27 protein-coding genes are annotated in these 25,230 nt (G+C 68.3%); 16 read left to right on the top strand and 11 right to left on the bottom strand.

Translation table 11 applies throughout. The features are described 5' to 3' along the window. Positions 1-1,359 (bottom strand): formimidoylglutamate deiminase, encoded by a 1,359-nt coding sequence (locus HSX14_RS28420; protein ID WP_173171070.1) that lies wholly within the window; start codon positions 1,357-1,359, stop codon positions 1-3. Between the two features lie 201 nt (positions 1,360-1,560). Between HSX14_RS28420 and hutC the strand changes: the two genes are divergently transcribed. The 11 genes from hutC to hutG all read left to right on the top strand — a co-directional run bounded on the left by hutC (position 1,561) and on the right by hutG (position 14,371). Beyond that, positions 1,561-2,229 (top strand): histidine utilization transcriptional repressor HutC, encoded by a 669-nt coding sequence (gene hutC, locus HSX14_RS28415; RefSeq protein ID WP_178132790.1) that lies wholly within the window; start codon positions 1,561-1,563, stop codon positions 2,227-2,229. Continuing rightward, positions 2,226-2,813 carry a HutD/Ves family protein gene (locus HSX14_RS28410; protein ID WP_173171076.1) on the top strand — a complete coding sequence of 196 codons (588 nt, stop codon included), beginning with the start codon at positions 2,226-2,228 and terminating at the stop codon, positions 2,811-2,813. Before hutC ends, HSX14_RS28410 begins: the two co-directional genes overlap by 4 nt. 442 nt (positions 2,814-3,255) lie before the next feature. Next, positions 3,256-4,926 (top strand): urocanate hydratase, encoded by a 1,671-nt coding sequence (gene hutU / locus HSX14_RS28405; RefSeq protein WP_173171079.1) that lies wholly within the window; start codon positions 3,256-3,258, stop codon positions 4,924-4,926. 2 nt (positions 4,927-4,928) lie between these two features. Beyond that, positions 4,929-6,461, top strand: coding sequence for a histidine ammonia-lyase (gene hutH, locus HSX14_RS28400; protein ID WP_173171082.1), 1,533 nt, complete (start codon positions 4,929-4,931; stop codon positions 6,459-6,461). 92 nt (positions 6,462-6,553) lie between these two features. Further along, positions 6,554-7,960, top strand: coding sequence for an amino acid permease (locus tag HSX14_RS28395; protein ID WP_173171085.1), 1,407 nt, complete (start codon positions 6,554-6,556; stop codon positions 7,958-7,960). A 173-nt stretch (positions 7,961-8,133) separates the two neighbouring features. Further along, on the top strand, positions 8,134-9,102 hold the full coding sequence (locus HSX14_RS28390; protein WP_173171088.1) for an ABC transporter substrate-binding protein: 969 nt from the start codon (positions 8,134-8,136) through the stop codon (positions 9,100-9,102). Between the two features lie 43 nt (positions 9,103-9,145). After that, the gene (locus HSX14_RS28385) at positions 9,146-9,997 is read left to right on the top strand and encodes an ABC transporter permease (RefSeq protein ID WP_111262793.1); all 852 of its coding nucleotides are present in this window, start codon (positions 9,146-9,148) and stop codon (positions 9,995-9,997) included. Next, positions 9,994-10,809 (top strand): quaternary amine ABC transporter ATP-binding protein, encoded by an 816-nt coding sequence (locus HSX14_RS28380; RefSeq protein ID WP_173171091.1) that lies wholly within the window; start codon positions 9,994-9,996, stop codon positions 10,807-10,809. Before HSX14_RS28385 ends, HSX14_RS28380 begins: the two co-directional genes overlap by 4 nt. Before the next feature lie 7 nt (positions 10,810-10,816). Then, a complete protein-coding gene (locus HSX14_RS28375; RefSeq protein WP_173171094.1) occupies positions 10,817-12,370 on the top strand; it encodes an HAL/PAL/TAL family ammonia-lyase in 1,554 nt (517 codons plus the stop codon). Next, a complete protein-coding gene (gene hutI, locus HSX14_RS28370; protein WP_173171097.1) occupies positions 12,367-13,575 on the top strand; it encodes an imidazolonepropionase in 1,209 nt (402 codons plus the stop codon). Before HSX14_RS28375 ends, hutI begins: the two co-directional genes overlap by 4 nt. After that, positions 13,568-14,371 carry an N-formylglutamate deformylase gene (hutG, locus tag HSX14_RS28365; protein WP_173171100.1) on the top strand — a complete coding sequence of 268 codons (804 nt, stop codon included), beginning with the start codon at positions 13,568-13,570 and terminating at the stop codon, positions 14,369-14,371. Before hutI ends, hutG begins: the two co-directional genes overlap by 8 nt. Positions 14,372-14,534: 163 nt before the next feature. Here the strand turns inward: hutG and HSX14_RS28360 are convergent, their stop codons facing one another. Both HSX14_RS28360 and HSX14_RS28355 read right to left on the bottom strand, forming a co-directional pair. Further along, positions 14,535-15,008, bottom strand: coding sequence for an NUDIX domain-containing protein (locus HSX14_RS28360; RefSeq protein ID WP_173171103.1), 474 nt, complete (start codon positions 15,006-15,008; stop codon positions 14,535-14,537). Continuing rightward, on the bottom strand, positions 15,005-15,436 hold the full coding sequence (locus HSX14_RS28355; RefSeq protein WP_173171106.1) for a hypothetical protein: 432 nt from the start codon (positions 15,434-15,436) through the stop codon (positions 15,005-15,007). Before HSX14_RS28355 ends, HSX14_RS28360 begins: the two co-directional genes overlap by 4 nt. Before the next feature lie 92 nt (positions 15,437-15,528). On the opposite strand from HSX14_RS28355, the gene pip reads away from it, so the two are divergent. The 5 genes from pip (at position 15,529) to HSX14_RS28330 (ending at position 19,670) form a co-directional block, all read left to right on the top strand. Further along, a complete protein-coding gene (gene pip, locus HSX14_RS28350) occupies positions 15,529-16,503 on the top strand; it encodes a prolyl aminopeptidase (RefSeq protein ID WP_111262800.1) in 975 nt (324 codons plus the stop codon). Beyond that, positions 16,503-16,940, top strand: a complete 438-nt coding sequence (gene dtd / locus HSX14_RS28345) for a D-aminoacyl-tRNA deacylase (protein ID WP_173171110.1) — start codon at positions 16,503-16,505, stop codon at positions 16,938-16,940. Before pip ends, dtd begins: the two co-directional genes overlap by 1 nt. Before the next feature lie 138 nt (positions 16,941-17,078). After that, a complete protein-coding gene (locus HSX14_RS28340; protein ID WP_111262802.1) occupies positions 17,079-17,870 on the top strand; it encodes a transporter substrate-binding domain-containing protein in 792 nt (263 codons plus the stop codon). 110 nt (positions 17,871-17,980) lie between these two features. Next, a complete protein-coding gene (locus HSX14_RS28335) occupies positions 17,981-18,943 on the top strand; it encodes an amino acid ABC transporter permease (RefSeq protein ID WP_173171113.1) in 963 nt (320 codons plus the stop codon). Next, positions 18,936-19,670 (top strand): amino acid ABC transporter ATP-binding protein, encoded by a 735-nt coding sequence (locus HSX14_RS28330; protein WP_173171698.1) that lies wholly within the window; start codon positions 18,936-18,938, stop codon positions 19,668-19,670. The genes HSX14_RS28335 and HSX14_RS28330 overlap by 8 nt, the downstream gene beginning before the upstream one ends. 95 nt (positions 19,671-19,765) lie before the next feature. Here the strand turns inward: HSX14_RS28330 and HSX14_RS28325 are convergent, their stop codons facing one another. The 8 genes from HSX14_RS28325 to hisI form a co-directional block, all read right to left on the bottom strand. Then, positions 19,766-20,188: a UPF0158 family protein gene (locus HSX14_RS28325; protein WP_173171116.1), complete on the bottom strand. Its 423-nt coding sequence runs from the start codon at positions 20,186-20,188 to the stop codon at positions 19,766-19,768. Between the two features lie 59 nt (positions 20,189-20,247). Continuing rightward, complete coding sequence (locus tag HSX14_RS28320; protein WP_173171118.1) at positions 20,248-22,164, bottom strand: methyl-accepting chemotaxis protein; 1,917 nt, start codon at positions 22,162-22,164, stop codon at positions 20,248-20,250. A 72-nt stretch (positions 22,165-22,236) separates the two neighbouring features. Continuing rightward, on the bottom strand, positions 22,237-22,944 hold the full coding sequence (locus HSX14_RS28315; protein WP_173171121.1) for a 16S rRNA (uracil(1498)-N(3))-methyltransferase: 708 nt from the start codon (positions 22,942-22,944) through the stop codon (positions 22,237-22,239). Then, entirely contained in the window at positions 22,941-23,735 is a 795-nt protein-coding gene (tatC, locus tag HSX14_RS28310; protein WP_173171124.1) for a twin-arginine translocase subunit TatC, read from the bottom strand. Before tatC ends, HSX14_RS28315 begins: the two co-directional genes overlap by 4 nt. Further along, positions 23,732-24,142 (bottom strand): Sec-independent protein translocase protein TatB, encoded by a 411-nt coding sequence (gene tatB / locus HSX14_RS28305; protein WP_173171127.1) that lies wholly within the window; start codon positions 24,140-24,142, stop codon positions 23,732-23,734. The genes tatC and tatB overlap by 4 nt, the downstream gene beginning before the upstream one ends. 6 nt (positions 24,143-24,148) lie before the next feature. Then, positions 24,149-24,415, bottom strand: coding sequence for a twin-arginine translocase TatA/TatE family subunit (locus HSX14_RS28300; protein WP_173171130.1), 267 nt, complete (start codon positions 24,413-24,415; stop codon positions 24,149-24,151). Between the two features lie 23 nt (positions 24,416-24,438). Beyond that, positions 24,439-24,774 (bottom strand): phosphoribosyl-ATP diphosphatase, encoded by a 336-nt coding sequence (locus HSX14_RS28295; RefSeq protein ID WP_111262810.1) that lies wholly within the window; start codon positions 24,772-24,774, stop codon positions 24,439-24,441. Next, a complete protein-coding gene (gene hisI, locus HSX14_RS28290; protein ID WP_173171133.1) occupies positions 24,767-25,168 on the bottom strand; it encodes a phosphoribosyl-AMP cyclohydrolase in 402 nt (133 codons plus the stop codon). The genes HSX14_RS28295 and hisI overlap by 8 nt, the downstream gene beginning before the upstream one ends. Between the last annotated feature and the right edge of the window lie 62 nt (positions 25,169-25,230).

Below are 25,230 nucleotides of genomic sequence, written 5' to 3'. Positions count from 1 at the left end.
TCACCCCAGCAGCGCGCGCAGCGTGTCGGCGAACTCCCGCGTCGTCGCCTCTTCCTCGGGGTGACGGCCGTCCTGCACCACCCAGCGTCCCGCCACCATCACATCGCGTACCTGACGATCACCGCCGGCGAACAGCCAGCGGTTGAGCAGTGCATCGTCCGCGGCGGTGGCGAGGTAGGGGTCGCTGCCGTCCAGCACCAGCCAGTCCGCGCGCTCGCCGACCGCCAGGGCGCCACTGGGCTGCCCCAGCGCCTGGGCGCCACCGGCCAGGGCAGCCTGGTAGAGGGCGTCGCCCACGCGCGGCTGGCCGGGCTGGTGCAGGCGGTTGCGGCGTTGGTCGCGCAGGCGCTGGCCGTATTCCAGCCAGCGCAGTTCCTCCACCGGGCTGACCGAGACGTGGCTGTCCGAGCCGATGCCGAAGCGCCCACCCCGGGCCAGGTAATCCACCGCCGGGAAGATGCCGTCGCCCAGGTTGGCCTCGGTGGTCAGGCACAGGCCGGCCACCGCGCCGCTCTGGGCCATCGCCTCGACCTCGTCGGCTTCCGCGTGGGTGGCGTGGACCAGGCACCAGCGCGCATCCACGTCGATGTTCTCGTACAGCCACTGCAACGGGCGGCGGCCGCTCCAGGCCAGGCAGTCGTCGACTTCCTTGCGCTGCTCGGCGATGTGGATGTGGATCGGTGCCTCGCCCGCATCCGCCGCCAGCACGGCGTCGATCTGCTCCGGCGTGACAGCTCGCAGGGAGTGGAAGCAGGTGCCCAGGACCTGGTCGGCCGGCAGTGCCTCGCGCAGGCGTTGCAGCAGGGCGAGGTAGCCGTCGGTGCCGTTGATGAAGCGGCGCTGGCCTTCATTGGGGGCCTGGCCACCGAAGCCGGAGTGGCTGTAGAGCACCGGCAGCAGGGTGAGGCCGATACCGGTGCGACGGGCGGCCTGGCTGATGCGCAAGGCCAGCTCCGCCGGGTCGGCGTAGGGGCGGCCATCGCGGTCGTGGTGCAGGTAGTGGAATTCGGCGACGCCGGTGAAGCCCGCTTTGAGCATCTCGATATAGAGCTGGCGGGCGATCACTTCCACCTGCTCCGGCTGCATGCGGCCGACCAGGCGGTACATCAGGTCGCGCCAGGTCCAGAAGCTGTCATTGGGGTCGCCCGCCACTTCGGCCAGCCCCGCCATGGCGCGCTGGAAGGCGTGGGAGTGCAGGTTGGGCATGCCCGGCACGACCGGGCCTTTCAGGAGTTCGGCGCCATCGGCCGTGGCGCCCGGCTCGACGCGGCCCAGGCGGCCGTCCGCGGCTACCTCGAAACGGACGTCCCTGGCCCAACCCTGGGGAAGCAGGGCTCGTTCGGTGAAGAAGGCTGGCATGATTGGCGACCTGTGAAGGTTGTTATTTGTATATACATATACAGACGTATATCGAGACCGTAAACTCGACCAGACCCCCGGCCTACCCGCCGGGCGCGCCGCCAAGGAGTGATCCCCGTGCCCAACCCGTCCGTCGACATCCCGTCCTTCGCCGTCCAGCCCGGCGAGGCGCCCGCGCCGCTGTACGCCCGCGTCAAGCAGATGATCTGCCGGCAGATCGACGACGGCACCTGGCCGCCGCACCACCGCGTGCCGTCCGAGAGCGAGCTGGTCAACGAACTGGGCGTCAGCCGCATGACCGTCAACCGCGCGCTGCGCGAGCTGACCGCCGAGGGCTACCTGGTGCGCATGCAGGGCGTCGGCACCTTCGTCGCCGAGCCCAAGGGCCAGGCCGCGCTGTTCGAGGTGCACAACATCGCCGAGGAAATCACCGCGCGGGGCCATGCGCACCGCTGCGAGGTGATCGCCCTGGGCGAGGAACTGGCCGGCTCCGAGCGCGCCCTGGCGCTGAATGTGCGTGAGGGCCAGCGGGTGTTCCACTCGGTCATCGTGCATTTCGAGAACGGCGTGCCGGTGCAGATCGAGGACCGCTACGTCAACGCCTCGGTGGCGCCGGACTACCTCAAGCAGGATTTCACCCAGCAGACGCCCCACGCCTACCTGTCCCAGGTCGCGCCGCTCACCGAGGGCGAGCACGTGGTCGAGGCCATCCTCGCCGAGGCCGACGAATGCCGGCTGCTGCAGATCGAGCGCGGCGAACCCTGCCTGCTGATCCGCCGCCGTACCTGGTCGGGCCGCAATACCGTGACCAGCGCGCGCCTGCTCTACCCCGGCTCGCGCTACCGCCTCGAAGGGCGGTTCGGCTCATGAGTGCGCCCCAGGTCCTGCGCGCGGTCGACTATCCGCGCATGCCGTGGAAGAACGGCGCCGGCTCCACCCAGGAAATCCTCCGTGACGGCGGTGCCGACCTCGAGGGTTTCGGCTGGCGCCTGTCCATCGCCGATGTCGGCCAGCCCGGACCCTTTTCCGCCTTCACCGGCTACCAGCGCGTCATCACCGTACTGGAGGGTGACGGCATGCGCCTCGTGGTGGATGGCAGGCCCTCCCGCGAGCTGAAGCCCGGCGATGCCTTCGCCTTCGATGGCGGCAGCTGCGTGCAGTGCGAGCTGCTGGGTGGCCCCATCCGCGACTTCAACCTGATCTACGCCCCGCAACGCTTCGGCGCTCGCCTGCAATGGCAGCGCGTCAACGGGCCGCTGCGCCTGTTCAGCTCCGCCCGCACCCTGGTGCTGTTCAGTGCCGGTGAGGGGCTGGATGTGCAGGTGGGCGGCGAGGCGCTGCACCTCGGCCGCCATGACTGCCTGCACCTGGAAGGTGACGGCGCGCTGCGCGAGCTGGTGCTCGATGCGCTGACCGTGGTGGATTGCTGCCTGATCGAGCTGCAGCCGCGCTGATCCCGTTGGGTTGTACATGACACCGTAGGTTGGCGCCGAGCGTGGCGAGGCCCAACGGTGCATCGCCTGATTTGGCTCGGCTCTGCTGTGGCGGCTGCGTGCCCCAGCGAAACGCCTCCCGGCCCAACCTGCGTTTCCCTCCTCCTGATTCCCCGCTGCGTTACCGAACGCCCCATTACCGTGCATGAAACGCTGCGCTTCGCCCCACAAGCGCACCCCGGTAACAGGTCGGCTACTTTCCCTCCTGCTCGTCATCGATTCTTCGCCCAGTGCCGGGGCCCAGGTAATCCGCTGCTTCCCGGGGTTCTGCGCGAGCTGTTGAAGCCTGCCTCGCCGAACTGGCCTTTCACTTGCATATGCTTGTATGTACAAGTTCATATGTGTGTAGATATCCGGGCTCGATTCCCGTCCCTCTACACCCCACGCCTCCCAGGAGCCTGCCATGACCAAATTCCGTGATGTCGAGATCCGCGCCCCGCGCGGTACCCAGCTCAACGCCAAGAGCTGGCTGACCGAAGCGCCGCTGCGCATGCTGATGAACAACCTGGACCCGGAAGTGGCCGAGAACCCCAAGGAGCTGGTGGTGTACGGCGGCATCGGCCGTGCCGCGCGCAACTGGGAGTGCTATGACGCCATCGTCCGCACCCTCAAGGAGCTGAACGAGGACGAGACCCTGCTGGTGCAGTCCGGCAAGCCGGTCGGCGTGTTCAAGACCCACGCCAACGCCCCGCGCGTTCTGATCGCCAACTCCAACCTGGTGCCGCACTGGGCGACCTGGGAACACTTCAACGAACTGGATGCCAAGGGCCTGGCCATGTACGGCCAGATGACCGCCGGCAGCTGGATCTACATCGGCAGCCAGGGCATCGTCCAGGGCACCTACGAGACCTTCGTCGAGGCCGGCCGCCAGCACTACGACGGCAAGCTCGCCGGCCGCTGGGTGCTCACCGCCGGCCTCGGCGGCATGGGGGGCGCCCAGCCCCTGGCCGCGACCCTGGCGGGCGCTTGCTCGCTGAACATCGAGTGCCAGCAGAGCCGCATCGATTTCCGCCTCAAGACCCGCTACGTCGACGAGCAGGCCAGGGACCTGGATGACGCCCTGGCGCGCATCGCCACCTACACCGCCGAAGGCCGCGCCATCTCCATCGCCCTGCACGGCAACGCCGCCGAGATCCTCCCCGAGCTGGTACGCCGTGGCGTGCGTCCGGACATGGTCACCGACCAGACCAGCGCCCACGACCCGCTCAACGGCTACCTGCCGGCCGGCTGGACCTGGGAGCAGTACCGCGACCGCGCACAGAGCGACCCGGCTGCCGTGGTTAAGGCCGCCAAGCAGTCCATGGCCGTGCACGTGCAGGCCATGCTCGACTTCCAGAAGCAGGGCATCCCCACCTTCGACTACGGCAACAACATCCGCCAGATGGCCAAGGAAGAAGGCGTCGCCAATGCCTTCGATTTCCCCGGCTTCGTCCCGGCCTACATCCGCCCGCTGTTCTGCCGCGGCGTCGGCCCGTTCCGCTGGGCGGTGCTGTCCGGTGACCCGCAGGACATCTACAAGACCGACGCCAAGGTGAAGGAGCTGATCCCCGACGATGCCCACCTGCACCGCTGGCTGGACATGGCCCGCGAGCGCATCGCCTTCCAGGGCCTGCCGGCGCGCATCTGCTGGGTCGGCCTGGGCCAGCGCGCCAAGCTCGGCCTGGCGTTCAACGAGATGGTGCGCAGCGGCGAGCTGTCGGCGCCCATCGTCATCGGCCGCGACCACCTCGACTCCGGCTCGGTCGCAAGCCCCAACCGCGAGACCGAAGCCATGCAGGATGGCTCCGACGCCGTCTCCGACTGGCCGCTGCTCAACGCCCTGCTGAACACCGCCAGCGGCGCCACCTGGGTGTCGCTGCACCACGGCGGTGGCGTGGGCATGGGCTTCTCCCAGCACTCGGGGATGGTCGTCGTCTGCGACGGCACCGACGAGGCCGCCGCGCGCATCGCCCGCGTGCTGACCAACGACCCGGGCACCGGCGTGATGCGCCATGCCGACGCCGGCTACCCGATCGCCATCGACTGCGCCCGCGAGCAGGGCCTCAACCTGCCGATGATCGGCAAGGGGGAATGAGCATGTTCGACCTCCATCTTCTGCCCGGTCGACTGACCCTGGCCCAGCTGCGCAAGGTTCATCTCGGGCCGGTGCGCGTGAGCCTGGACGCCAGCGCCGACGCGCCCATCGAGGCCAGCGTCGCCTGTGTGGAACGCATCATCGCCGAGGACCGCACCGCCTACGGCATCAACACCGGCTTCGGCCTGCTGGCCTCCACCCGCATCGCCCGCGAGGACCTGGAGAAGCTGCAGCGCTCCCTGGTGCTGTCCCATGCCGCCGGTGTCGGCGAGCCGCTGGACGACGCCCTGGTGCGGATGATCATGCTGCTCAAGGTCAACAGCCTGGCCCGTGGCTTCTCCGGCATCCGCCGCAAGGTGATCGACGCGCTGATCGCCCTGATCAACGCCGAGGTCTACCCGCACATCCCGCTCAAGGGCTCGGTGGGCGCCTCCGGTGACCTCGCGCCCCTGGCGCACATGTCCCTGCTGCTGCTCGGCGAGAGCCGCGCCCGCCACAAGGGCCAGTGGCTGCCGGCCACCGAGGCCCTGGCCATCGCCGGGCTGGAGCCGCTGACCCTGGCCGCCAAGGAGGGCCTGGCCCTGCTCAACGGCACCCAGGCTTCCACCGCCTATGCCCTGCGCGGGCTGTTCGAGGCCGAGGACCTGTTCGCCGCCGCCACCGTCTGCGGCGGGCTCAGCGTCGAGGCCATGCTCGGCTCGCGGGCGCCCTTCGATGCGCGCATCCACGCCGCCCGGGGCCAGCGCGGGCAGATCGACGTCGCCGCCGCCTACCGCTCGCTGCTCACCGAGAGCAGCGAGGTGGCGCGCTCCCATGCCCAGTGCGACAAGGTGCAGGACCCGTACTCCCTGCGCTGCCAGCCCCAGGTGATGGGCGCCTGCCTGACCCAGATGCGCCAGGCCGCCGAGGTGCTGGAGGTCGAGGCCAACGCCGTCTCCGACAACCCGCTGGTGTTCGCCGAGCAGGGTGACGTGGTCTCCGGTGGCAACTTCCACGCCGAGCCCGTGGCCCTGGTCGCCGACAACCTGGCCCTGGCCATCGCCGAGATCGGCTCGCTCTCCGAGCGGCGCATCTCGCTGATGATGGACAAGCACATGTCGCAGCTGCCGCCCTTCCTGGTGGCCAATGGCGGGGTCAACTCCGGCTTCATGATCGCCCAGGTCACCGCTGCCGCCCTGGCCAGCGACAACAAGGCGCTGGCCCATCCGCACAGCGTCGACAGCCTGCCCACCTCGGCCAACCAGGAAGACCACGTCTCCATGGCGCCGAACGCCGGCAAGCGCCTCTGGGCCATGGCCGAGAACGTGCGCGGCATCCTCGCCGTGGAGTGGCTGGGCGCCTGTCAGGGCCTGGACTTCCGCGAAGGGCTGAAGAGCTCGCCGAAGCTGGAGGAGGCCCGCGCCCTGCTGCGCGGCCAGGTGCCCTACTACCAGGAGGACCGTTTCTTCGCCCCTGACATCGAGGCCGCCAGCGCGCTGCTGGCCAGCGGTTGCCTCAACGCGCTGATGCCGGAGGGCCTGCTGCCGAGCCTCTGAGGCCGGCACCCCGACTACCCGCCATGCCGGGCGGCGCCTGCGATGGAGGCGCCGGAGCCGCCCACCACCCCAAGAACAAGGAGAACAAGGGAATGACTGTACAGACCAGCCTGCGCCGGGGCCTCAACGCCCGGCACATACGTTTCATGGCACTGGGTTCGGCCATCGGCACGGGCCTGTTCTATGGTTCGGCGTCGGCCATCCAGATGGCCGGGCCGGCGGTGCTCATGGCCTACCTGATGGCCGGGGCGGCGGTTTACATGGTGATGCGCGCCCTCGGGGAGATGGCGGTGCGCGAACCGGTGGCGGGCTCGTTCGGCCAGTACGCGAGCAGCTACATCGGCCCGCTGGCGGGCTTCCTCACCGGCTGGACCTACGCCTTCGAGATGATCATCGTCTGCCTGGCCGACGTGACCGCCTTCGGCATCTACATGAGCTTCTGGTTCCCCGAGGTGCCGCGCTGGATCTGGGTGCTGTCGATCATCTTCTTCATCGGCGCCCTCAACCTGTGCAGCGTGCGGGTGTTCGGCGAACTGGAATTCTGGCTGTCGCTGCTCAAGGTCTCGGCCATCGTCGCCATGATCCTCGGCGGCTTCGGCATCCTCCTGTTTGGTTTCGGCATGGCCGACGCGACCCATGCCGCCAGCGTCGCCAACCTCTGGAGCCACGGCGGCTTCATGCCCAACGGCCTGGGCGGGCTGATCGCCTCCTTCGCGGTGGTGGTGTTCGCCTTCGGCGGCATCGAGATCATCGGCATCACCGCCGGCGAGGCGCAGGACCCGCGTCGCACCATCCCCAAGGCGATCAACGCGGTACCGCTGCGCATCCTGCTGTTCTACGTGCTGACCCTGTTCGTGCTGATGGCGATCTTCCCCTGGCCGCAGATCGGCACCCAGGGCAGCCCCTTCGTGCAGATCTTCGACAGCCTGGGCATCGGCTCGGCCGCCACCCTGCTCAACCTGGTGGTGATCTCGGCAGCCGTCTCGGCGATCAACAGCGACATCTTCGGCGCCGGCCGCATGCTCTTCGGCATGGCCCAGCAAGGCCAGGCGCCCTCGGGCTTCGCCAGGGTCTCGCGCCATGGCGTGCCCTGGATGACGGTGCTGGTGATGGCCGGTGCGCTGCTGCTGGGCGTGCTGCTGAACTACCTGATCCCGGAGAACGTGTTCCTGCTGGTGGCCTCCATCGCCACCTTCGCCACCGTCTGGGTGTGGCTGATGATCCTCCTGGCCCAGGTCGGCCTGCGCCGTCGCCTCGGCCGCGAAGAAGTGGCGGCGCTGGCCTTCCCGGTGCCGTTCTGGCCGGTGGGCCCGGCCTGCGCCATCGCCTTCATGCTGTTCATCTTCGGGGTGCTCGGCTGGTTCCCGAAGACCCAGGCCGCGCTGCTGGTCGGCGCGGTGTGGATCGCCCTGCTGGTCATCGCCTGGTTCATCTGGGTGCGGCCGGGCGCTGGTGAGGGGCGGCAGGAGATGCCGTCCGTGTTGAGTCTGGATGACTGAGTGGTCGTACGCGGGATGAGCGGGGCGCCTGGGCGCACCCGCCATTCACGAGAATTCGTCGTCGCCGACGTACGGGAACCGGCTCTGGCCGGTTTCCTGCCCGGAAGCCGATGGCCTGCCCTCCGGGCATTTGCTCTGCCTTAACCCTTACCAAGTTCAAGGAGCGTCGGAACATGCGATTCAACAAGAAAGTGCTGGGCCTGGTGTGTGCCGTGGGACTGCTGGCGGGCCATGGGACCGCCCAGGCCGAAAGCTGGTGCGGAGCCGGCAAGCCGGTGAAGTTCGCCGGCCTCAACTGGGAGAGCGGCATGCTGCTCACCGACCTGCTGCAGGTCATCCTCAAGCAAGGCTACGGCTGCGAGACCGACAGCCTGCCGGGCAACTCCATCACCATGGAGCAGGCCCTGGGCAACAACGACATCCAGATCTTCGCCGAGGAGTGGATCGGCCGCAGCGACGCCTGGAACAAGGCCGAGAAGGCCGGCAAGGTGGTGGGCGTGGGCGCGCCGATCGTCGGCGCGGTGGAGGGTTGGTACGTGCCGCGCTACCTGGTCGAAGGCGACGCCAAGCGCGGGCTGGAGGCCAAGGCGCCGAAGCTCAAGGCCATCGCCGACCTGGGCCAGTACGCCGAGCTGTTCCGTGACCCGGAGGAGCCGTCCAAGGGCCGCTTCTACAACTGCCCGGCCGGCTGGACCTGCGAGCTGGAGAACAGCGAGATGCTCAAGGACTACGGCCTCGAGGACAAATTCACCAACTTCCGCCCCGGCACCGGCCCGGCGCTGGATGCCGCAGTGCTGTCCAGCTACCGCCGTGGCGAGCCTATCCTCTTCTACTACTGGTCGCCGACGCCGCTGATGGGCCAGGCCGACCTGGTGAAGCTCGACGAGAAGCCCGGCGTCGACAAGCGCGTGACCATCCAGGTGGGTCTGTCCAAGACCTTCCACGACGAGGCGCCGGAGCTGGTGGAGATGCTCAAGAAGGTCAACCTGCCCATCGACCTGCTGAACCAGAACCTGGCGCGCATGGCCAAGGAGAAGATCGCCTCGGACAAGCTGGCCAAGGCCTTCCTCAAGGAGCACCCGGAGGTTTGGCACGCCTGGGTCAGCGAGGACGCGGCGAAGAAGGTCGACGCATCGCTTTGACGCCTGACGGCACCCGCGCATCCACTCACCCGGAGAGCTCCCGATGTTTCCCGAACGCTTCACATTTTCCATCGCCGACTGGGTCAATGGCTGGGTCGATGCGCTGGTGACCAACTACGGGGATGTGTTCCGGCACATCTCCGACACCCTGCTGTGGGCCATCGTCAACCTGGAGTGGCTGCTGCGCGCCACGCCCTGGTGGCTGATGCTGGCGCTGGTGGCGGCCATCGCCTGGCACGCCACCCGCCGCGTCCTGCCGACCCTGGTGATCACCGGCCTGCTGTTCCTGGTGGGCGCGGTGGGGCTGTGGGACAAGCTCATGCAGACCCTGGCGCTGATGCTGGTGGCCACCTTCATCTCGGTGCTGATCGGCATCCCGCTGGGCATCCTCTCGGCGCGCAGCAATCGCCTGCGGGCGCTGCTGATGCCGCTGCTGGACATCATGCAGACCATGCCCAGCTTCGTGTACCTGATCCCGGTGCTGATGCTCTTCGGCCTGGGCAAGGTGCCGGCCATCTTCGCCACGGTGATCTACGCCGCGCCGCCGCTGATCCGCCTCACCGACCTGGGGATACGCCAGGTGGACGGCGAGGTGATGGAGGCGGTCAACGCCTTCGGCGCCAACCGCTGGCAGCAGCTGTTCGGCGTGCAGTTGCCGCTGGCGCTGCCGAGCATCATGGCCGGGGTCAACCAGACCACCATGATGGCGCTGTCGATGGTGGTGATCGCCTCCATGATCGGGGCCCGTGGCCTGGGCGAGGACGTGCTCATCGGCATCCAGACGCTCAACGTCGGCAAGGGCCTGGAGGCCGGCCTGGCCATCGTCATCCTCGCCGTGGTCTTCGACCGCATCACCCAGGCCTACGGCCGCTCCCGCCACGAGGCCAGCCAATGAGCAAGATCCAGGTGAAGAACGTCTACAAGATCTTCGGCCCGCGCGCCGAGGAGGCCATGGCGCTGATCCGCCAGGGGCGCAGCAAGGCCGAGGTGCTGGCCGCCACCGGCTGCGTGGTGGGGGTCAACGACCTGTCGCTGTCCATCGAGGCGGGGGAGATCTTCGTCATCATGGGGCTGTCCGGCTCGGGCAAGTCCACCCTGGTGCGCCACTTCAACCGCCTGATCGACCCCACCAGCGGCGAGATCCTGGTGGATGACGAGGACATCCTGCGCTACGACATGCAGGCCCTGCGCGACTTCCGTCGACGCAAGATCAGCATGGTGTTCCAGAGCTTCGGCCTGCTGCCGCACAAGAGCGTGCTCGACAACGTCGCCTACGGCCTCAAGGTGCGCGGCGAGAGCAAGGCGCAGTGCCAGGAGCGCGCCCAGCACTGGATCACCACCGTGGGCCTGGCGGGCTACGAGAAGTCCTACCCGCACCAGCTTTCCGGCGGCATGCGCCAGCGCGTGGGCCTGGCCCGTGCCCTGGCGGCGGACACCGACATCATCCTCATGGACGAGGCCTTCAGCGCCCTCGACCCTCTGATCCGCGCCGACATGCAGGACCAGTTGCTGGAGCTGCAGAAGGGCCTGAACAAGACCATCGTGTTCATCACCCACGACCTCGACGAGGCGGTGCGCATCGGCAACCGCATCGCCATCCTCAAGGACGGCCAGCTGATCCAGGTCGGCGCGCCGAAGGAAATCCTCCACCAGCCCGCTGACGACTACGTCGACCGTTTCGTCCAGCGCCGCGTGGCCAACCTGTGAGGACGGCATGGACATCGTGAAGACCAACCCCACCACCCTCGGAACCACTGTCTTCGGCGACGGCGCGCTGCGCTGGCGAGACGTGGTGGCCGTGGCCCGAGGCGGCCACCGCCTGGAGTTGTCGCCGGCTGCCTGGGCGCGCATCGACAACGCCCACGCCATCGTCCGCCGCATCGTCGAGCGCGGCGAACGTGCCTACGGCATCAGCACCGGCCTGGGCGCCCTGAGCGACATCCTGCTGGAGGGCGAGCAGCTCGCCGCGCTGTCGCGCAACACCCTGCTCAGCCACGCCTGCGGCGTCGGCCCGGTGCTGGAGGACGAGCAGACCCGCGCCATCATCTGCTGCGCCATCGCCAACTACAGCCAGGGCAAGTCCGGCCTGCAGCCACAGGTGGTGGAAGGGCTGCTCAACCTGCTCAACCGCGGCATCACCCCGCGCGTGCCGTCCCAGGGCTCGGTGGGCTACCTCACCCACATGGCCCATGTCGGCATTGCCTTGCTCGGCGTCGGCGAGGTGAGCTATCGCGGTGCCGTGGTACCCGCTGCCGAGGCGCTGGCGGCCGAGGGGCTGCAGGTGCTGCAGCTGGGTGCCAAGGACGGGCTGTGCCTGGTCAACGGCCTGCCCTGCATGACCGGCCTCGCCTGCCTGGCGCTGGCCGACCTGGAGCACCTGCTGCGCTGGGCCGACGTGATCGGCGCCATGAGCTTCGAGGCCCTGCGCGGCCAGCTCGCCGCCTTCGACCCGGCGATCCTCGAACTCAAGCCGCACCCGGGCATGCAGCGGGTCGGCAGCAACCTGCGCGCGCTGCTCGCCGGTAGCGAGGTGATCGCCGCCAGCCAGGGTCTGCGTACCCAGGATGCCCTGAGCATCCGCTCGATCCCGCAGGTGCACGGCGCCTGCCGCGACCAGTTCGACCACGCCGCGCGCCAGGTGGAGACCGAGCTCAATTCCGCCAACGACAACCCGCTGGTGCTGGGCACGCCGGACCACTACCGGGTGATCTCCCAGGCCAACCCCCACGGCGAGTCAGTGGCCATGGCCGCCGACCTCCTGGCCATAGCCGTCGCCGAGCTGGGTGGCATCGCCGAGCGCCGCCTGGATCGCCTGGTCAACCCGCTGGTCAGCGGCCTGCCGGCCTTCCTCGTCAGCCGCCCGGGGGTCAACTCGGGAATGATGATCGTGCAGTACGTGGCGGCGGCCCTGGCCGGCGAGAACCGCCACCTGGCGCAACCGGCGGTGGTGGACAACTTCGTCACCTCCGGGTTGCAGGAAGACCACCTGAGCCTGGGCACCAGTGCCGCGCTCAAGCTCGGCCGCGCGCTGGGCAATTGCCGGCAGATACTGGCCATCGAGTACCTGCTGGCGGCGCAGGCCCAGGAGTTTCTCGGCGAGCTGGCCACCGGCGTTGGCACCGCAGCGGCCCGCACCCTGCTGCGTGAGCGGGTGCCGGCCTACGAGGAGGACCGCTGGCTGGCCCCCGATATCGGCGCCGCCGTGGCGTTGCTGCGCGAGGTGCCGGCCCTGGAGACGATTTCCGCACGGACAGGAGGATTGCAATGAAGAGGTTCTGGCACGGCTGCCGTCTCGCCACCCTGCAGGGCGGGCGCTACTCGATCATCGAGGACGGCGCCCTGCTCACCGAGGGCGAGCTGATCCGCTGGGTCGGGCCGCTCGACCAGGCGCCCGACACCACCGGCGCCGAGCGCATCGACCTGGGCGGCGCCTGGGTCACCCCGGGGCTGATCGACTGCCACACCCACCTGGTGTTCGGCGGTGACCGCAGCGCCGAATTCGAGCAGCGCCTGGAGGGCGTCAGCTACGCCGAGATCGCCGCCCGGGGCGGCGGCATCGCCAGCACCGTGCGCGCCACCCGCGAAGCCGGCGAGGACGAACTGCTGGCCAGTGCGGTGACGCGCGCCAGGCACCTGCTGCGCGACGGCGTCACCACCCTGGAGGTGAAGTCCGGCTACGGGCTGGACCTGGCCAGCGAGCGCAAGATGCTGCGGGTCGCCCGGCGCCTGGGCGAGGTGCTGCCGCTGACGGTCACCACCACCTGCCTGGCCGCCCATGCGCTGCCACCGGAATACGCCGGGCGCGCCGACGACTACATCGAGCGGGTGTGCACCGAGATCCTGCCGCAACTGGCCGCTGAAGGCCTGGTGGATGCGGTGGACGCCTTCTGCGAGCACCTGGCCTTCTCCCCGGCCCAGGTCGAGCGGGTGTTCCAGGCCGCGCGCGGGCTGGGGCTGCCGGTCAAGCTGCACGCCGAGCAGCTGTCGTCCTTGCACGGTTCCAGCCTGGCGGCGCGCTATGGCGCGCTGTCGGCCGACCACCTGGAGTACATGACCGAGGACGACGCCATCGCCATGGCGGATGCCGGCACGGTCGCCGTGCTGTTGCCCGGCGCCTTCTACCTGCTGCGCGAAACCCGGCTGCCGCCCATCGAGGCCCTGCGCCGCCACGGCGTGGCCATGGCGGTGGCCAGCGATCTCAACCCCGGCACCTCGCCGGCGCTGTCGCTGCGGCTGATGCTGAACATGGCCTGCACCTCGTTCCGCCTGACCCCCGAAGAGGCCCTGGCCGGCGTCACCCTCAACGCCGCCCGTGCCCTGGGCCTGGCCGGGCGCTGCGGCAGCCTGGAGGCGGGCAAGCTCGCCGACTTCGTCGCCTGGGACATCGAGCGCCCGGCACAACTGGCCTATTGGCTCGGCGGCGACCTGCCCAAGCGGGTGGTGCGCCATGGACAGGAGATCGACCTTGGATAACGTCCTCGACTTCACCCCCGGCCGCGTGCCGCTGCTGATCAGCATGCCGCACCCCGGCACCCGCCTGACCCCGGCGGTGGAGGCCGGCCTGGTGGACGGCGCGCGCTCGCTGATCGACACCGACTGGCACATCCCGCTGCTCTACGATTTCGCCGCCGAGCTGGGCGCCGGGCTGCTGGCGGCCAACTACTCGCGCTACGTCATCGACCTCAACCGCCCGGCTGACGACACGCCGCTCTACGCCACCGCCACCACCGGCCTGTTCCCCGACGTGATGTTCGACGGCCAGCCGCTGTTCCGGGCGGGGTGCGAGCCTTCGGCCGAGGAGCGCGCCGGTTACCTGGACGGCATCTGGGCGCCGTACCACGGGCGCATCGTCGAGGAGCTGGCGCGGCTGAAGCGCGAGTTCGGCTATGCGCTGCTGTTCGACGCCCACTCCATCCGCGCCTTCATCCCGCGCCTGTTCGACGGCCACCTGCCGGACTTCAACCTCGGCACCCACGCCGGCGCCAGCTGCGACCCGGGCCTGGCCGATGCGCTGGTCAGCGTCTGCGCCCGCGCCGAGGGCTACAGCCATGTGCTCAACGGGCGTTTCAAGGGCGGCCACATCACCCGCCATTACGGCCAGCCCGACCAGCACATCCACGCCGTGCAGCTGGAACTGGCCCAGCGCACCTACATGAACGAAGTGGAGCCCTTCGCCTTCCGCGAAGACCTCGCCGTGCCCACCCGCAAGGTCATCCGCCAGCTGCTGCTGGCGATGCTCGCCTGGGGGCGGGAGCGGTACGGGCGTTGAGACGGCCTGGGGCCGCGTTGCGGCCATGGGCGAATGAATTCGCCCCTACAGGGCCGTGCGGTGAAGGGCTTTCGTAGGATGGGAAGAGCGCAGCGAATCCCATCGATCCCACCGGTACCCGGCCTTTCGCGAATGAATTCGCTCCCACAAGAGCGGTGTCGGGCTAGGTCTGCAGGCCGAGATGGCGGATGGTCGGCAGGGCAGGGGCGAGGCGATCCCAGGCGTCGTCCAGCAGTTCGGCGGGATAGAAGGGCAGGGCGGCCAGTTCCTCGCGGCTGATCCAGGCCAGTTCGCGGATGTCGAACTCGTCGCCGCCCAGGCCTTTGAGGTTGGCCAGGGTGGGCTCACCGCGGCGGGCATCGATGCGGTAGAACAGCTCCATGTGGAAGCGGCCCATCGCCGGCTCGGCGAACTCGCGGACGTAGACCAGCGGGCCGACGTCCACCTCCAGCCCGGTCTCCTCGAAGAACTCGCGCCTCACCGTATCGCGGGTGGAGGCGTCGGTGTCGGACTCGAAGCCTCCGCCCGGCGGTATCCAGTAGGTGTCGTCGCCAACCACGTGCTTGACCAGCAGGATGCGGCCGGCCTCCACCAGCAGGCCGGCGGCACGGATGCGGTGTTGCAGCTTGGGCGTCATTCCCAGTCGAGCCGTGCCAGTTTCCATTCGCCGTCCTCCAGCCACCATTCCAGCTTCACGGCATAGTGCCGCGCGGCGTCGGGGATCAACCCCTCGGCGCCGGCAAGCCCCACCTGGGCCTCGGTGTAGCCCTTGGTGCTGTAGGTCGGGTCGATGCGGTTGGCCTTGCCCAGGGCCAGGATGCGCACGTTGTTGTGACGCAGGAACAGCAGGGTCATGGTGCGCTTGGCCCATTCGCGGTCGAATTCCTTCTGGGCGGTGAACTGCGGGTGCAACTGGTCGAGCACCGCGCCGGTCTTCTTCGCCTCGAGGTTGTCCTGCAGTTGCTGCACGGCGGCATCCAGCGCGGCGGCGGGATCGTCCCGGCCGCAACCGGTGAGCGTGAGCAGAATCAGCGCGAGCGCGAAAATCATCTTCCCAGGTGACATGCCTAACTCCCTTTTCCTCGTTATGATGCCCGGCAGGACAGGTGGCGCAGACCCGCAAGGGGTCGAGCTTACGCACAGTATCGGAGCCCAGAATGCAGACTTTGTATCCGGAGATTAAGCCCTACGCCCGCCATGAGCTGGCGGTGGACGAACCGCATGTGCTGTATGTCGACGAGAGCGGTTCGCCCGACGGCCTGCCGGTGGTGTTCATCCACGGCGGACCGGGTGCCGGGTGTGATGCCATGAGCCGCCGGTTCTTCGATCCCAACCTCTACCGCATCGTCACCTTCGACCAGCGGGGCTGCGGCCGTTCGACGCCCCATGCCAGCCTGGAGAACAACACCACCTGGGACCTGGTCGCCGACCTCGAGCTGATCCGCGAGCACCTGGGCATCGACAAGTGGGTGCTGTTCGGCGGCTCCTGGGGATCGACCCTGTCCCTGGCCTATGCGCAGAAGCACCCCGAGCGCGTTCATGCGCTGATCCTGCGCGGCATCTTCCTCTGCCGTCCGCAGGAGATCACCTGGTTCTACCAGGAGGGCGCGAGCCGCCTGTTCCCCGACTACTGGGAGGACTACGTCGCACCGATCCCGGCCGACGAGCAGGGCGATCTGCTGCACGCCTTCCACAAGCGCCTGACCGGCAGCGACCAGATCGCCCAGATGCACGCGGCCAAGGCCTGGTCCACCTGGGAAGGCCGCACCGCCACGCTGCGCCCCAGCGGCCCGGTGGTGGAGCGTTTCAGCGAGCCGATGCGCGCCCTGTCCATCGCCCGCATCGAATGCCACTACTTCGTCAACGATGCCTTCCTCGAGCCCAACCAGCTGCTGCGCGACATGCACAGGATCGCCCACCTGCCGGGGATCATCGTGCATGGCCGCTACGACGTGATCTGCCCGCTGGACAACGCCTGGGCCCTGCACCAGGCCTGGCCCAACAGCGAGCTGCAGATCGTCCGTGACGCCGGCCATGCCGCATCCGAGCCGGGCATCACCGATGCGCTGGTGCGCGCCACCGACCAGATCGCCCGCCGCCTGCTCGACCTGCCGCCGGAAGACGAGGCCTGATGAAGGGCCTCCTGCAGCGGGTCTCCGCGGCCCGCGTGGACGTCGCCGGCGAAACCGTCGGCGCCATCGACCGGGGCCTGCTGGTGCTGGTGGGCGTCGAGCCCCAGGACAGCCGGGCCAGCGCCGACAAGCTCTTGCACAAGCTGCTCAACTACCGGGTGTTCAGCGACGCCGAGGGCAAGATGAACCTCTCGCTCGGCGCGGTCGGCGGCGGCCTGTTGCTGGTCTCCCAGTTCACCCTCGCCGCCGATACCCGCAGCGGCCTGCGCCCGAGCTTCTCCAGCGCGGCGCCGCCCGCCCTGGGCGAGGAGCTCTTCGACTACCTGGTGCAGCAGGCGCGCCTCAAGCACCCGCAGGTGGCCACCGGGCGCTTCGGTGCCGACATGCAGGTGCACCTGGTCAATGACGGGCCGGTCACCTTCCTCCTGGAGAGCTAGGCTTCACCCGCCACCCGTCCGATTCTGGCGTACTTCTTGCCTCTGACTCGCCATCCACGATCCGGGCGGTTAGCATTCTGCGCCTGCCCGACGTCCGTGGGCTGCACACAATAACGATCTGCCCAACCAGGAGTAAGAATGAAGAAGCTTCTCGCATCCCTGTTGCTCTCCGCCTGCGCCGTCACCGGCCTGGCCCACGCTGGCGTCGTCGATGATGCGGTCAAGCGCGGCACCCTGCGCGTCGGCATGGACCCCACCTACATGCCCTTCGAGATGACCAACAAGCGCGGCGAGATCGTCGGCTTCGAAGTCGACCTGCTCAAGGCCATGTCCAAGGCGATGGGCGTGAAGCTGGAACTGGTCTCCACCAGCTACGACGGCATCATCCCGGCCCTGCTGACCGACAAGTTCGACATGATCGGCTCCGGCATGACCCTGACCCAGGAGCGCAACCTGCGCGTCAACTTCTCCGAGCCCTTCATCGTGGTCGGCCAGACGCTGCTGATCCGCAAGGAGCTGGAAGGCAAGATCAAGTCCTACAAGGACCTGAACGACGCCCAGTACCGCATCACCTCGAAGATCGGCACCACTGGCGAGATGGTCGCCAAGAAGCTGATCGCCAAGGCCAAGTACAACGGCTTCGACAACGAGCAGGAAGCGGTGATGGACGTGGTCAACGGCAAGGCCGACGCCTTCATCTACGACGCGCCCTACAACGTGGTCGCGGTGAACAAGGCCGGCGCCGGCAAGCTGGTGTACCTGGAGGAGCCCTTCACCTACGAGCCCCTGGCCTTCGGCCTGAAGAAGGGTGACTACGACAGCATCAACTGGATCAACAACTGGCTGCACCAGATCCAGAAGGACGGCACCTACGATCGCATCCATGCCAAGTGGTTCAAGAACACCGCCTGGCTGAAGGATATGGAGTAACCGCAGCCGCGAAGCCCCGACGCTTCACGCTGCAGACGGCAGGTTCCGGCTCACGAGGCCGGGCCTGCCTTTTTGCCTTCTATGGCCTCCCGCCATGCAAGAGATAGCCCGTGACTAGAAAACAACGTCGCACCTGGCCCTGGCACGTACTGACCGGCCTGATCCTGGTCGTGGTCGCCTACGGCCTCTGGTACTCAACCTCCCTGATCTCCTACGAGTGGCGCTGGAACCGGGTGCCCCAGTACTTCGCCTACCACGCCGAAGAAGCCCAGCGCGCCGCCGAGTACGCGCGGGTCGACGCCATCGCCGAGGAGGGCGCCAACGCCCGGGTGACGCTGGTCAACGAGGCGGGCGAGGAGCAGCAGCTGGTGATCGCCAGGGACAGCCTGCAGGTCTCCCAGGGTGATGACGTGGCCGAGGGCGACGTCGTCGGGGTGACCCGCCACTGGGCCGCCGGCCCGCTGCTCTGGGGCCTCTGGACCACCCTGTGGATCTCCGTGCTGTCCGGCGCCTTCGGCCTGGCCATCGGCCTGTTCACCGGGCTCTGCCGGCTGTCGCCGAACCCCACCCTGCGCGACCTCTCCACCGTGTACGTCGAGCTGGTGCGCGGTACGCCGCTGCTGGTGCAGATCTTCATCTTCTATTTCTTCATCGGCACCGTGCTCAACCTGTCCCGCGAGTTCGCCGGGGTGGCGGCGCTGGCGCTGTTCACCGGCGCCTATGTCGGCGAGATCGTCCGTGCCGGCGTGCAGTCCATCGCCCGTGGGCAGAACGAGGCGGCGCGCTCGCTCGGCCTCTCCGCCGGGCAGTCGATGCGCCACGTGATCCTGCCCCAGGCCTTCAAGCGTGTGCTGCCGCCCCTGGCCGGGCAGTTCATCAGTCTGGTCAAGGACACCTCGCTGGTGTCGGTCATCGCCATCACCGAACTGACCAAGAGTGGCCGCGAGGCGATCACCACTTCCTTCTCCACATTCGAGATCTGGTTCTGCGTCGCCGCGCTCTATCTCGTGATCAACCTGCCCCTGTCGCAGATCGCCAACCGCCTGGAACGGAGGCTTGCGCAAAGTGATTGAAGTCCGTGAGCTGGTAAAAGTCTTCGACGCCCGTGGCCATGAAGTGCGCGCGGTCGACAACGTCACCACCCAGGTGAAGCGCGGCGAAGTGGTGGTGGTGATCGGGCCCTCGGGCTCCGGCAAGTCCACCTTCCTGCGCTGCCTCAACGGCCTTGAGGCGCTGGACTCCGGTTCGGTGAGCATCGACGGCGTCGACCTGGCCAACCCCAGGACCGATGTGAACGCCTACCGCCGCGAGGTGGGCATGGTGTTCCAGCACTTCAACCTGTTCCCCCACATGACGGTGCTGGAGAACCTGTGCCTGGCGCAGAAGGTCGTGCGCAAGCGCGGCAAGGCCGAGCGCGAGGAGAAGGCCCGGGCGTTGCTGGCCAAGGTGGGCATCTCGCAGAAGGTCGACGAGTACCCCTCGCGCCTCTCCGGCGGCCAGCAGCAGCGCGTGGCCATCGCCCGCGCCCTGTGCATGGAACCGAAGGTGATGCTGTTCGACGAACCCACCTCGGCGCTGGACCCGGAGATGGTCGGCGAGGTGCTGGACGTGATGAAGCAGCTGGCCGTCGAGGGCATGACCATGGTCTGCGTCACCCACGAGATGGGCTTCGCCCGCGAGGTGGCCGACCGGGTGCTGTTCTTCGACCATGGCAAGTTGCTGGAGGATGCGCCGCCGGCGCAGTTCTTTGAGCAGCCACAGGACCCGCGCGCGCAAGCCTTCCTGCGCCAGGTGCTGTAACGGAAAGGGCCGCGATGCGGCCCTTTTTCATTTTCGATCGCCGTGCCGCAGGGCGGGCAGGACCCGGGTGGCGAGTGGCGGCGCGCGGTTCCCGTTCAGTGCAGCGGCGTGGCCGGTCGCAGCTCGTTCTCTTCGAGCCAGTCCTGGGCCAGCTCGCGCAGGCGCGCGGCTTCGAAGGCCTGCCAGGCTTGCAGCAGCACCGGGTACTCCATCAGCACGTGGTTGAAGGTGCGCACCGGCTTGCGCCCGGCCAGGGCCTGCTCGAGGGCCGTGTAGGCGTGGGGATGGGACACCTCGTGGAGGAATTCCTGCATCAGCCGCAGGCTCTCGCCGGGTGTCAGCGGCTCCACCAGGAGGAAGCGTTCGGGCTCGGCACGCAGCAGGGCGTCCAGTTCCGGGTCGGGGTCTTCCTCGGGGATCAGCAGCAGCTTGCCGCTGAGCAGGTCGAGGTAGTGGTCGAGGCCTTCGGTGTTGAGGGCGAAGGCCAGTTCGTCGAGGTCGATGGTCAGTGGGCGCATGACGGGGCCTTTGGGGGGGAAGGGCGACTGCGTGATCCTACCCCCGGGGCGCCGTTTTGTCAGACGCGGAAGCGCGAGACCATCGATTGCAGTTCATTGCCCAGGCGCGCCAGCTCGATGCTGGAAGCGGCGGTTTCCTCGCTGGCCGAGGCGGTCTGCTCGGAGATGTCGCGCACGTTGATGACGCTGCGGTTGATCTCCTCGGCCACCGCGCCCTGCTGCTCGGCGGCCGCGGCGATCTGCTGGTTCATCTGCTGGATGGTGGAAACGGCCTGGGCGATGGTGCCCAGGCGGCGGCCGGCACGGCGGGTCAGCTCGACGGTGTTTTCGGTCAGGCTGCGGCTGGTGTCCATCAGGCTGGCGGCCTGCTGGGTGCCGCTCTGCAGGCCGGCGATCAGTTCCTCGATCTCCTCGGTGGATTTCTGCGTGCGCTGGGCCAGGCCGCGCACCTCGTCCGCCACCACGGCGAACCCACGCCCGGCGTCGCCCGCGCGGGCGGCTTCGATGGCGGCGTTGAGGGCCAGCAGGTTGGTCTGCTCGGCCACCGACTTGATCACGTCGAGCACGCTGCCGATCTTCTCGCTCTCCTGCTTGAGGCGGCCGACGGCCTCGTTGGAGCGGCCCACTTCGGTGGCCAGGCGATCCATCTGCTCGACCGCCTCGTTCACCGCCACCTCGCCCTCGCGGGACAGGCGGTCGGCGGAACTGGCGGCCTCGGAAGCCTGCTCGGCGTTGCGCGCGACTTCCTGCACGGTGGCGGCCATCTCGTTCATGGCGGTGGCGACCTGGTCGGTCTCGACCTTCTGGTTGTTGACCCCCGCGCTGGTCTGCCCGGTGACGGCGGAAAGCTGCTCGGCGGCGCTGGCGATCTGGGTGACGCCGTCACGGATATGGCCGATCAGTTCGCGCAGGCTCAGGGTCATGCGCTGCATGCTCTTCTGCAGTTGGCCGAGTTCGTCGCCGCGATCGACCTTGAGGTCTTCGCTCAGGTCGCCCGAGGCGATGCGTTCGGCCACGGCCAGGGTGCGCTGCAGCGGCAGGACGATCTGCCGGGTGATGATCACGGCGGCGGCGATGCCGATGGCCAGGGCGATGGCGATGGCCGTCAGCAGCAGGGTGCGGGTCTGGGCGGATTCGCTCTCGCGCTTGGCGGACTGGCTCTCGAACAGCTGGTTGCTGATCTGCAACAGCTTGTCGCGCTGCGTGGTCATGGCCTGGGCGTGCACCAGGGTGGCGTCGGTGGCGCTGCGGAAGGCGCCGATGGCGGCGCGGTAGGCCTTGAGGCCGGCGGCGACCTTGGCCAGGTCTTCGTCCTCACCCAGCGTCTCGCCGAGCTTGGCCTGGCCGGCCAGGGCGGTATCCACGGCGGTGAGGGCGGCCTGTTCCAGGCTGGGGTCGTTGCTGTAGGTGTAGCCGCGCACCTGGAAGCGGGCCTGTTGCACGGCGAGGCGCAGTTCGTTGATCTGGCGGTACTGGTCGAGGCGCGAGGCTTCGTCCAGGGCGATGTCGGAGAGGATGCGCTGCTCGATCTCGCCGATCGCCAGCACGGCGGCATCGGCGCTGGCGCCGAGCTGCGCGCGTGAAGCCTCACGGGCCTGGTAGGCCTGGCCGAGCTGGCCGAAGGCCTGCCGGTAGGCGCCGAGCGCGGCTTCCTCCTGATCGATGAGGTCGTGGTCCCTGGGATCGCTGAGTTGCTTGTCGAGCTCCTGGGCGAAGGCCTCGATCGCCTTGAGTGCGGCGTCGACCCTGTCGGCCGTCGCCGGCTCCTGCTTGATCTGGTACTCCTGGCGGGCGATGCGCAGGTCCTTGGTCATCTCGCTGAGCTTGGCGCTGGCGCCGAGCTTGTCGCCGCGCTCCAGGGTGGCGTCGAGGGCCAGCCAGCCGGTGAGGGTGATGAGCACCGTGAGCAGCAGTACCAGGCCGAAGCCGAGGGTCAGCTTGAGGTTGACACTGATATTGCCGAACCAGCGGAACATGAGGACTTCTCCAGCGAACGAGGCAGTTCCGTGGTTATCGGCAGGCGCGGGCGCGGCTTGAAGGCTGCGATGTCAGAACAGGCGGGCGAGCAGGGCGGTGACGGCGGTTTCCACGCGCAGGATGCGCTCGCCCAGCTGCACCGGGTCGAGGCCGGCTTCCTGGAGCTTTTCCACTTCGTAGGGAATCCAGCCACCTTCCGGGCCGATGGCCAGGGTGAGGGGGCCGTCCACTGCGCGTGGGCAGGCGGGCCAGGGGCCGGGGTGGCCGACCAGGCCGAGGGTGCCGGCGGCGAGGGCAGGAAGGCGGTCTTCGACGAAGGGTTTGAAGCGCTTCTCGATCACCACCTCGGGCAGCACGGTGTCGCGGGCTTGTTCCAGGCCGAGGACGAGCTGCTCGCGGATGGCGGCGGGCTCGAGGAAGGGGGTCTGCCAGAAGCTCTTCTCCACGCGGTAGCTGTTGAGCAGCACCAGGCGCGGTACGCCCATGGCGGCGACGGTCTGCAGCACGCGGCGGAGCATCTTCGGGCGCGGCAGGGCCAGCAGCAGGGTGATCGGCAGCTTGGCCGGCGGGGCCTGCTCCAGGCTGAACTGCAGCTCGGCGCGGTCGGCCTCCAGGCTCAGCAGGCGGCCTTCGCCCATGGCGCCGCCGAGCAGGCCGACGCGCAGGCTGTCACCGGCCTCGGCGCGGTGCACCTCGTGCAGGTGCCTGAGGCGGCGGCCCTGCAGCAGGGCACGATCAGGGGCGATCAGGTCGCCCTCTTCGAGCAGCAGCAGGTTCACGGCTGGGTGGCGGGCGGCTGGTCGCCGGGCTCGTCGGTGCTGTCCTCGGGATGGTCGCCACGCTTGCGGATCAACCCGCCGAAGAACACGCCGACTTCGAACAGCAGCCACATGGGGATGGCCAGGAGGGTCTGGGAGAAGATGTCCGGCGGGGTGAGGACCATGCCCACCACGAAGCACCCGATGATCACGTAGGGGCGGATCTTCTTCAGGTAGCTGACGTCGACCACGCCTATCCAGATCAGCAGCACCACGGCCACCGGGATCTCGAAGGCGACGCCGAAGGCGAAGAACAGGGTCATGACGAAATCGAGGTAGCTGCTGATGTCCGTCATCATCGACACGCCCTCGGGGGTGACGCTGGCGAAGAAGTGGAAGATCAGCGGGAACACCAGGAAGTAGGCGAAGGCCATGCCGGCGTAGAACAGCACGATGCTGGACACCAGCAGCGGCATGGCGATGCGCTTCTCGTGCTTGTACAGGCCGGGCGCGATGAAGCCCCAGACCTGGTGCAGGATCACCGGCATGGCGAGGAACAGCGCCACCACCATGGTCAGCTTGAAGGGCGTGAGGAAGGGCGAGGCCACGTCGGTGGCGATCATGGTCGCGCCTTCGGGCAGGTACTGGCGCAGCGGGGCGGAGACCAGGGTGTAGATCTTCTGGGCGAAGTAGAACAGCCCGGCGAAGATCAGGAAGATCGCGGCCACGCAGCGCAGCAGGCGGGTACGCAGTTCGGTGAGGTGCGAGACCAGGGGCATTTCCTGGTCCAGTTCCGGCTTCTGGTCGCTCATAGGGGGCGTGGCGGCTGTGGCTGTTCGATGGGCGCGACGGCGGGTGCGCTGGCCGCTACGGCGTCAGCGGCCGGTACGGCGGGGCTCGCCTCGGCCGCCACTGCTGGCGCGGCCTCGGGCGCCGGCTGCGGGGCGGCCGGCGTGGGCACGGGTTCCGCAGCGGGAGGCACGATGCTCTCCTTGATCTGCTTCTCCAGCGCCATGATCTGTTCGTTATGCAGCTGGCGACGGATCTCGTCGGCGCCGATCTCGCGTTCCACTTCCTGCTTGATGGCGTTGAAGCTGCGCTTGAGGCGCCCGATCCACAGGCCGGCGGTGCGGGCGGCACCGGGCAGGCGCTCGGGGCCGAGCACCAGCAGCGCCACCAGGCCGATCAGCAGCAGTTCACCAAAGCTGATACCGAACATGCTGGGTCAGTCCTTGCGCACTACCGGCTCTTCGACCTTCTGCGCCTGGCCGTCGATGGTGTGCGGCTGGTTCAGCGGGGCGCCGGGCTGCTGTGCCTGCGGCTGGGCGGCGGCCTGCTCGGCCTTCTGGTCTTCCTCGGTGTTCATCGCCTTGCGGAAGCCCTTGATGGCTTCGCCGACGTCGGAGCCGAGGTTCTTCAGGCGTTTGGTGCCGAACACCAGGACGACGACGATCAGAATGACCAGCCAGTGTTTCCAGTCGAAAATACCCATGGTTTGCTCCTGAGGCTAATGCGTTATGCGGAAGGCTGGCGGGCGGCTTTTTCAGCGTGCCCGGACAGGCCGAAGCGACGATCCAGTTCGTCCAGAACGGCCTGGGGGTGCTGGCCGAGGGCGGCGAGCATGACCAGGCTGTGGAACCAGAGGTCGGCGGTTTCGTAGATCAGATCGCTGCAGTCGCCGCTGGTGGCGGCGTCCTTGGCGGCCAGGATGGTTTCCACCGATTCCTCGCCGACCTTCTCGAGAATCTTGTTCAGCCCCTTGTGGTACAGGCTGGCCACGTACGAGGAGTCCGCAGCGGCGCCCTTGCGCGCCTCCAGGACCTCGGCGAGGCGGGTGAGGGTGTCACTCATGCGTATGTCCTGCGTGGTAGATCGCATCGGGGTCCTTGATGACCGCGTCGACGGTCTTCCAGTCGCCATTTTCGAAGACGCGGTAGAAGCAGCTTTCACGGCCGGTGTGGCAGGCGATGCCGCCGAGTTGCTCGACCATCAGCACCACCACGTCGGCATCGCAGTCCAGGCGCAGCTCGTGCAGGCGTTGCACATGGCCGGATTCCTCGCCCTTGCGCCACAGTTTGCCGCGCGAGCGTGACCAGTAGATGGCACGGTTCTCGGCGACGGTCAGGGTCAGGGATTCGCGGTTCATCCAGGCCATCATCAGGATGCGCCCGGTCTTGTGGTCCTGGGCGATCGCCGGGACCAGGCCGTCCGCATTCCAGTGGATCTGTTCAAGCCAGTCGTTCATTTGTACTTCCACGAGCGGGTCAGGCGCCCATGCGTGGCCTGACCGGGGCGGTTAGTGTGCCA

The sequence above is a fragment of the Pseudomonas tohonis genome, assembly GCF_012767755.2.
GTDB classification, from domain to species: Bacteria; Pseudomonadota; Gammaproteobacteria; order Pseudomonadales; family Pseudomonadaceae; genus Metapseudomonas; species Metapseudomonas tohonis.
The sequence above is the reverse complement of the archived record's forward strand: the minus strand, read 5'-3'. Positions and strand labels throughout refer to the sequence as shown.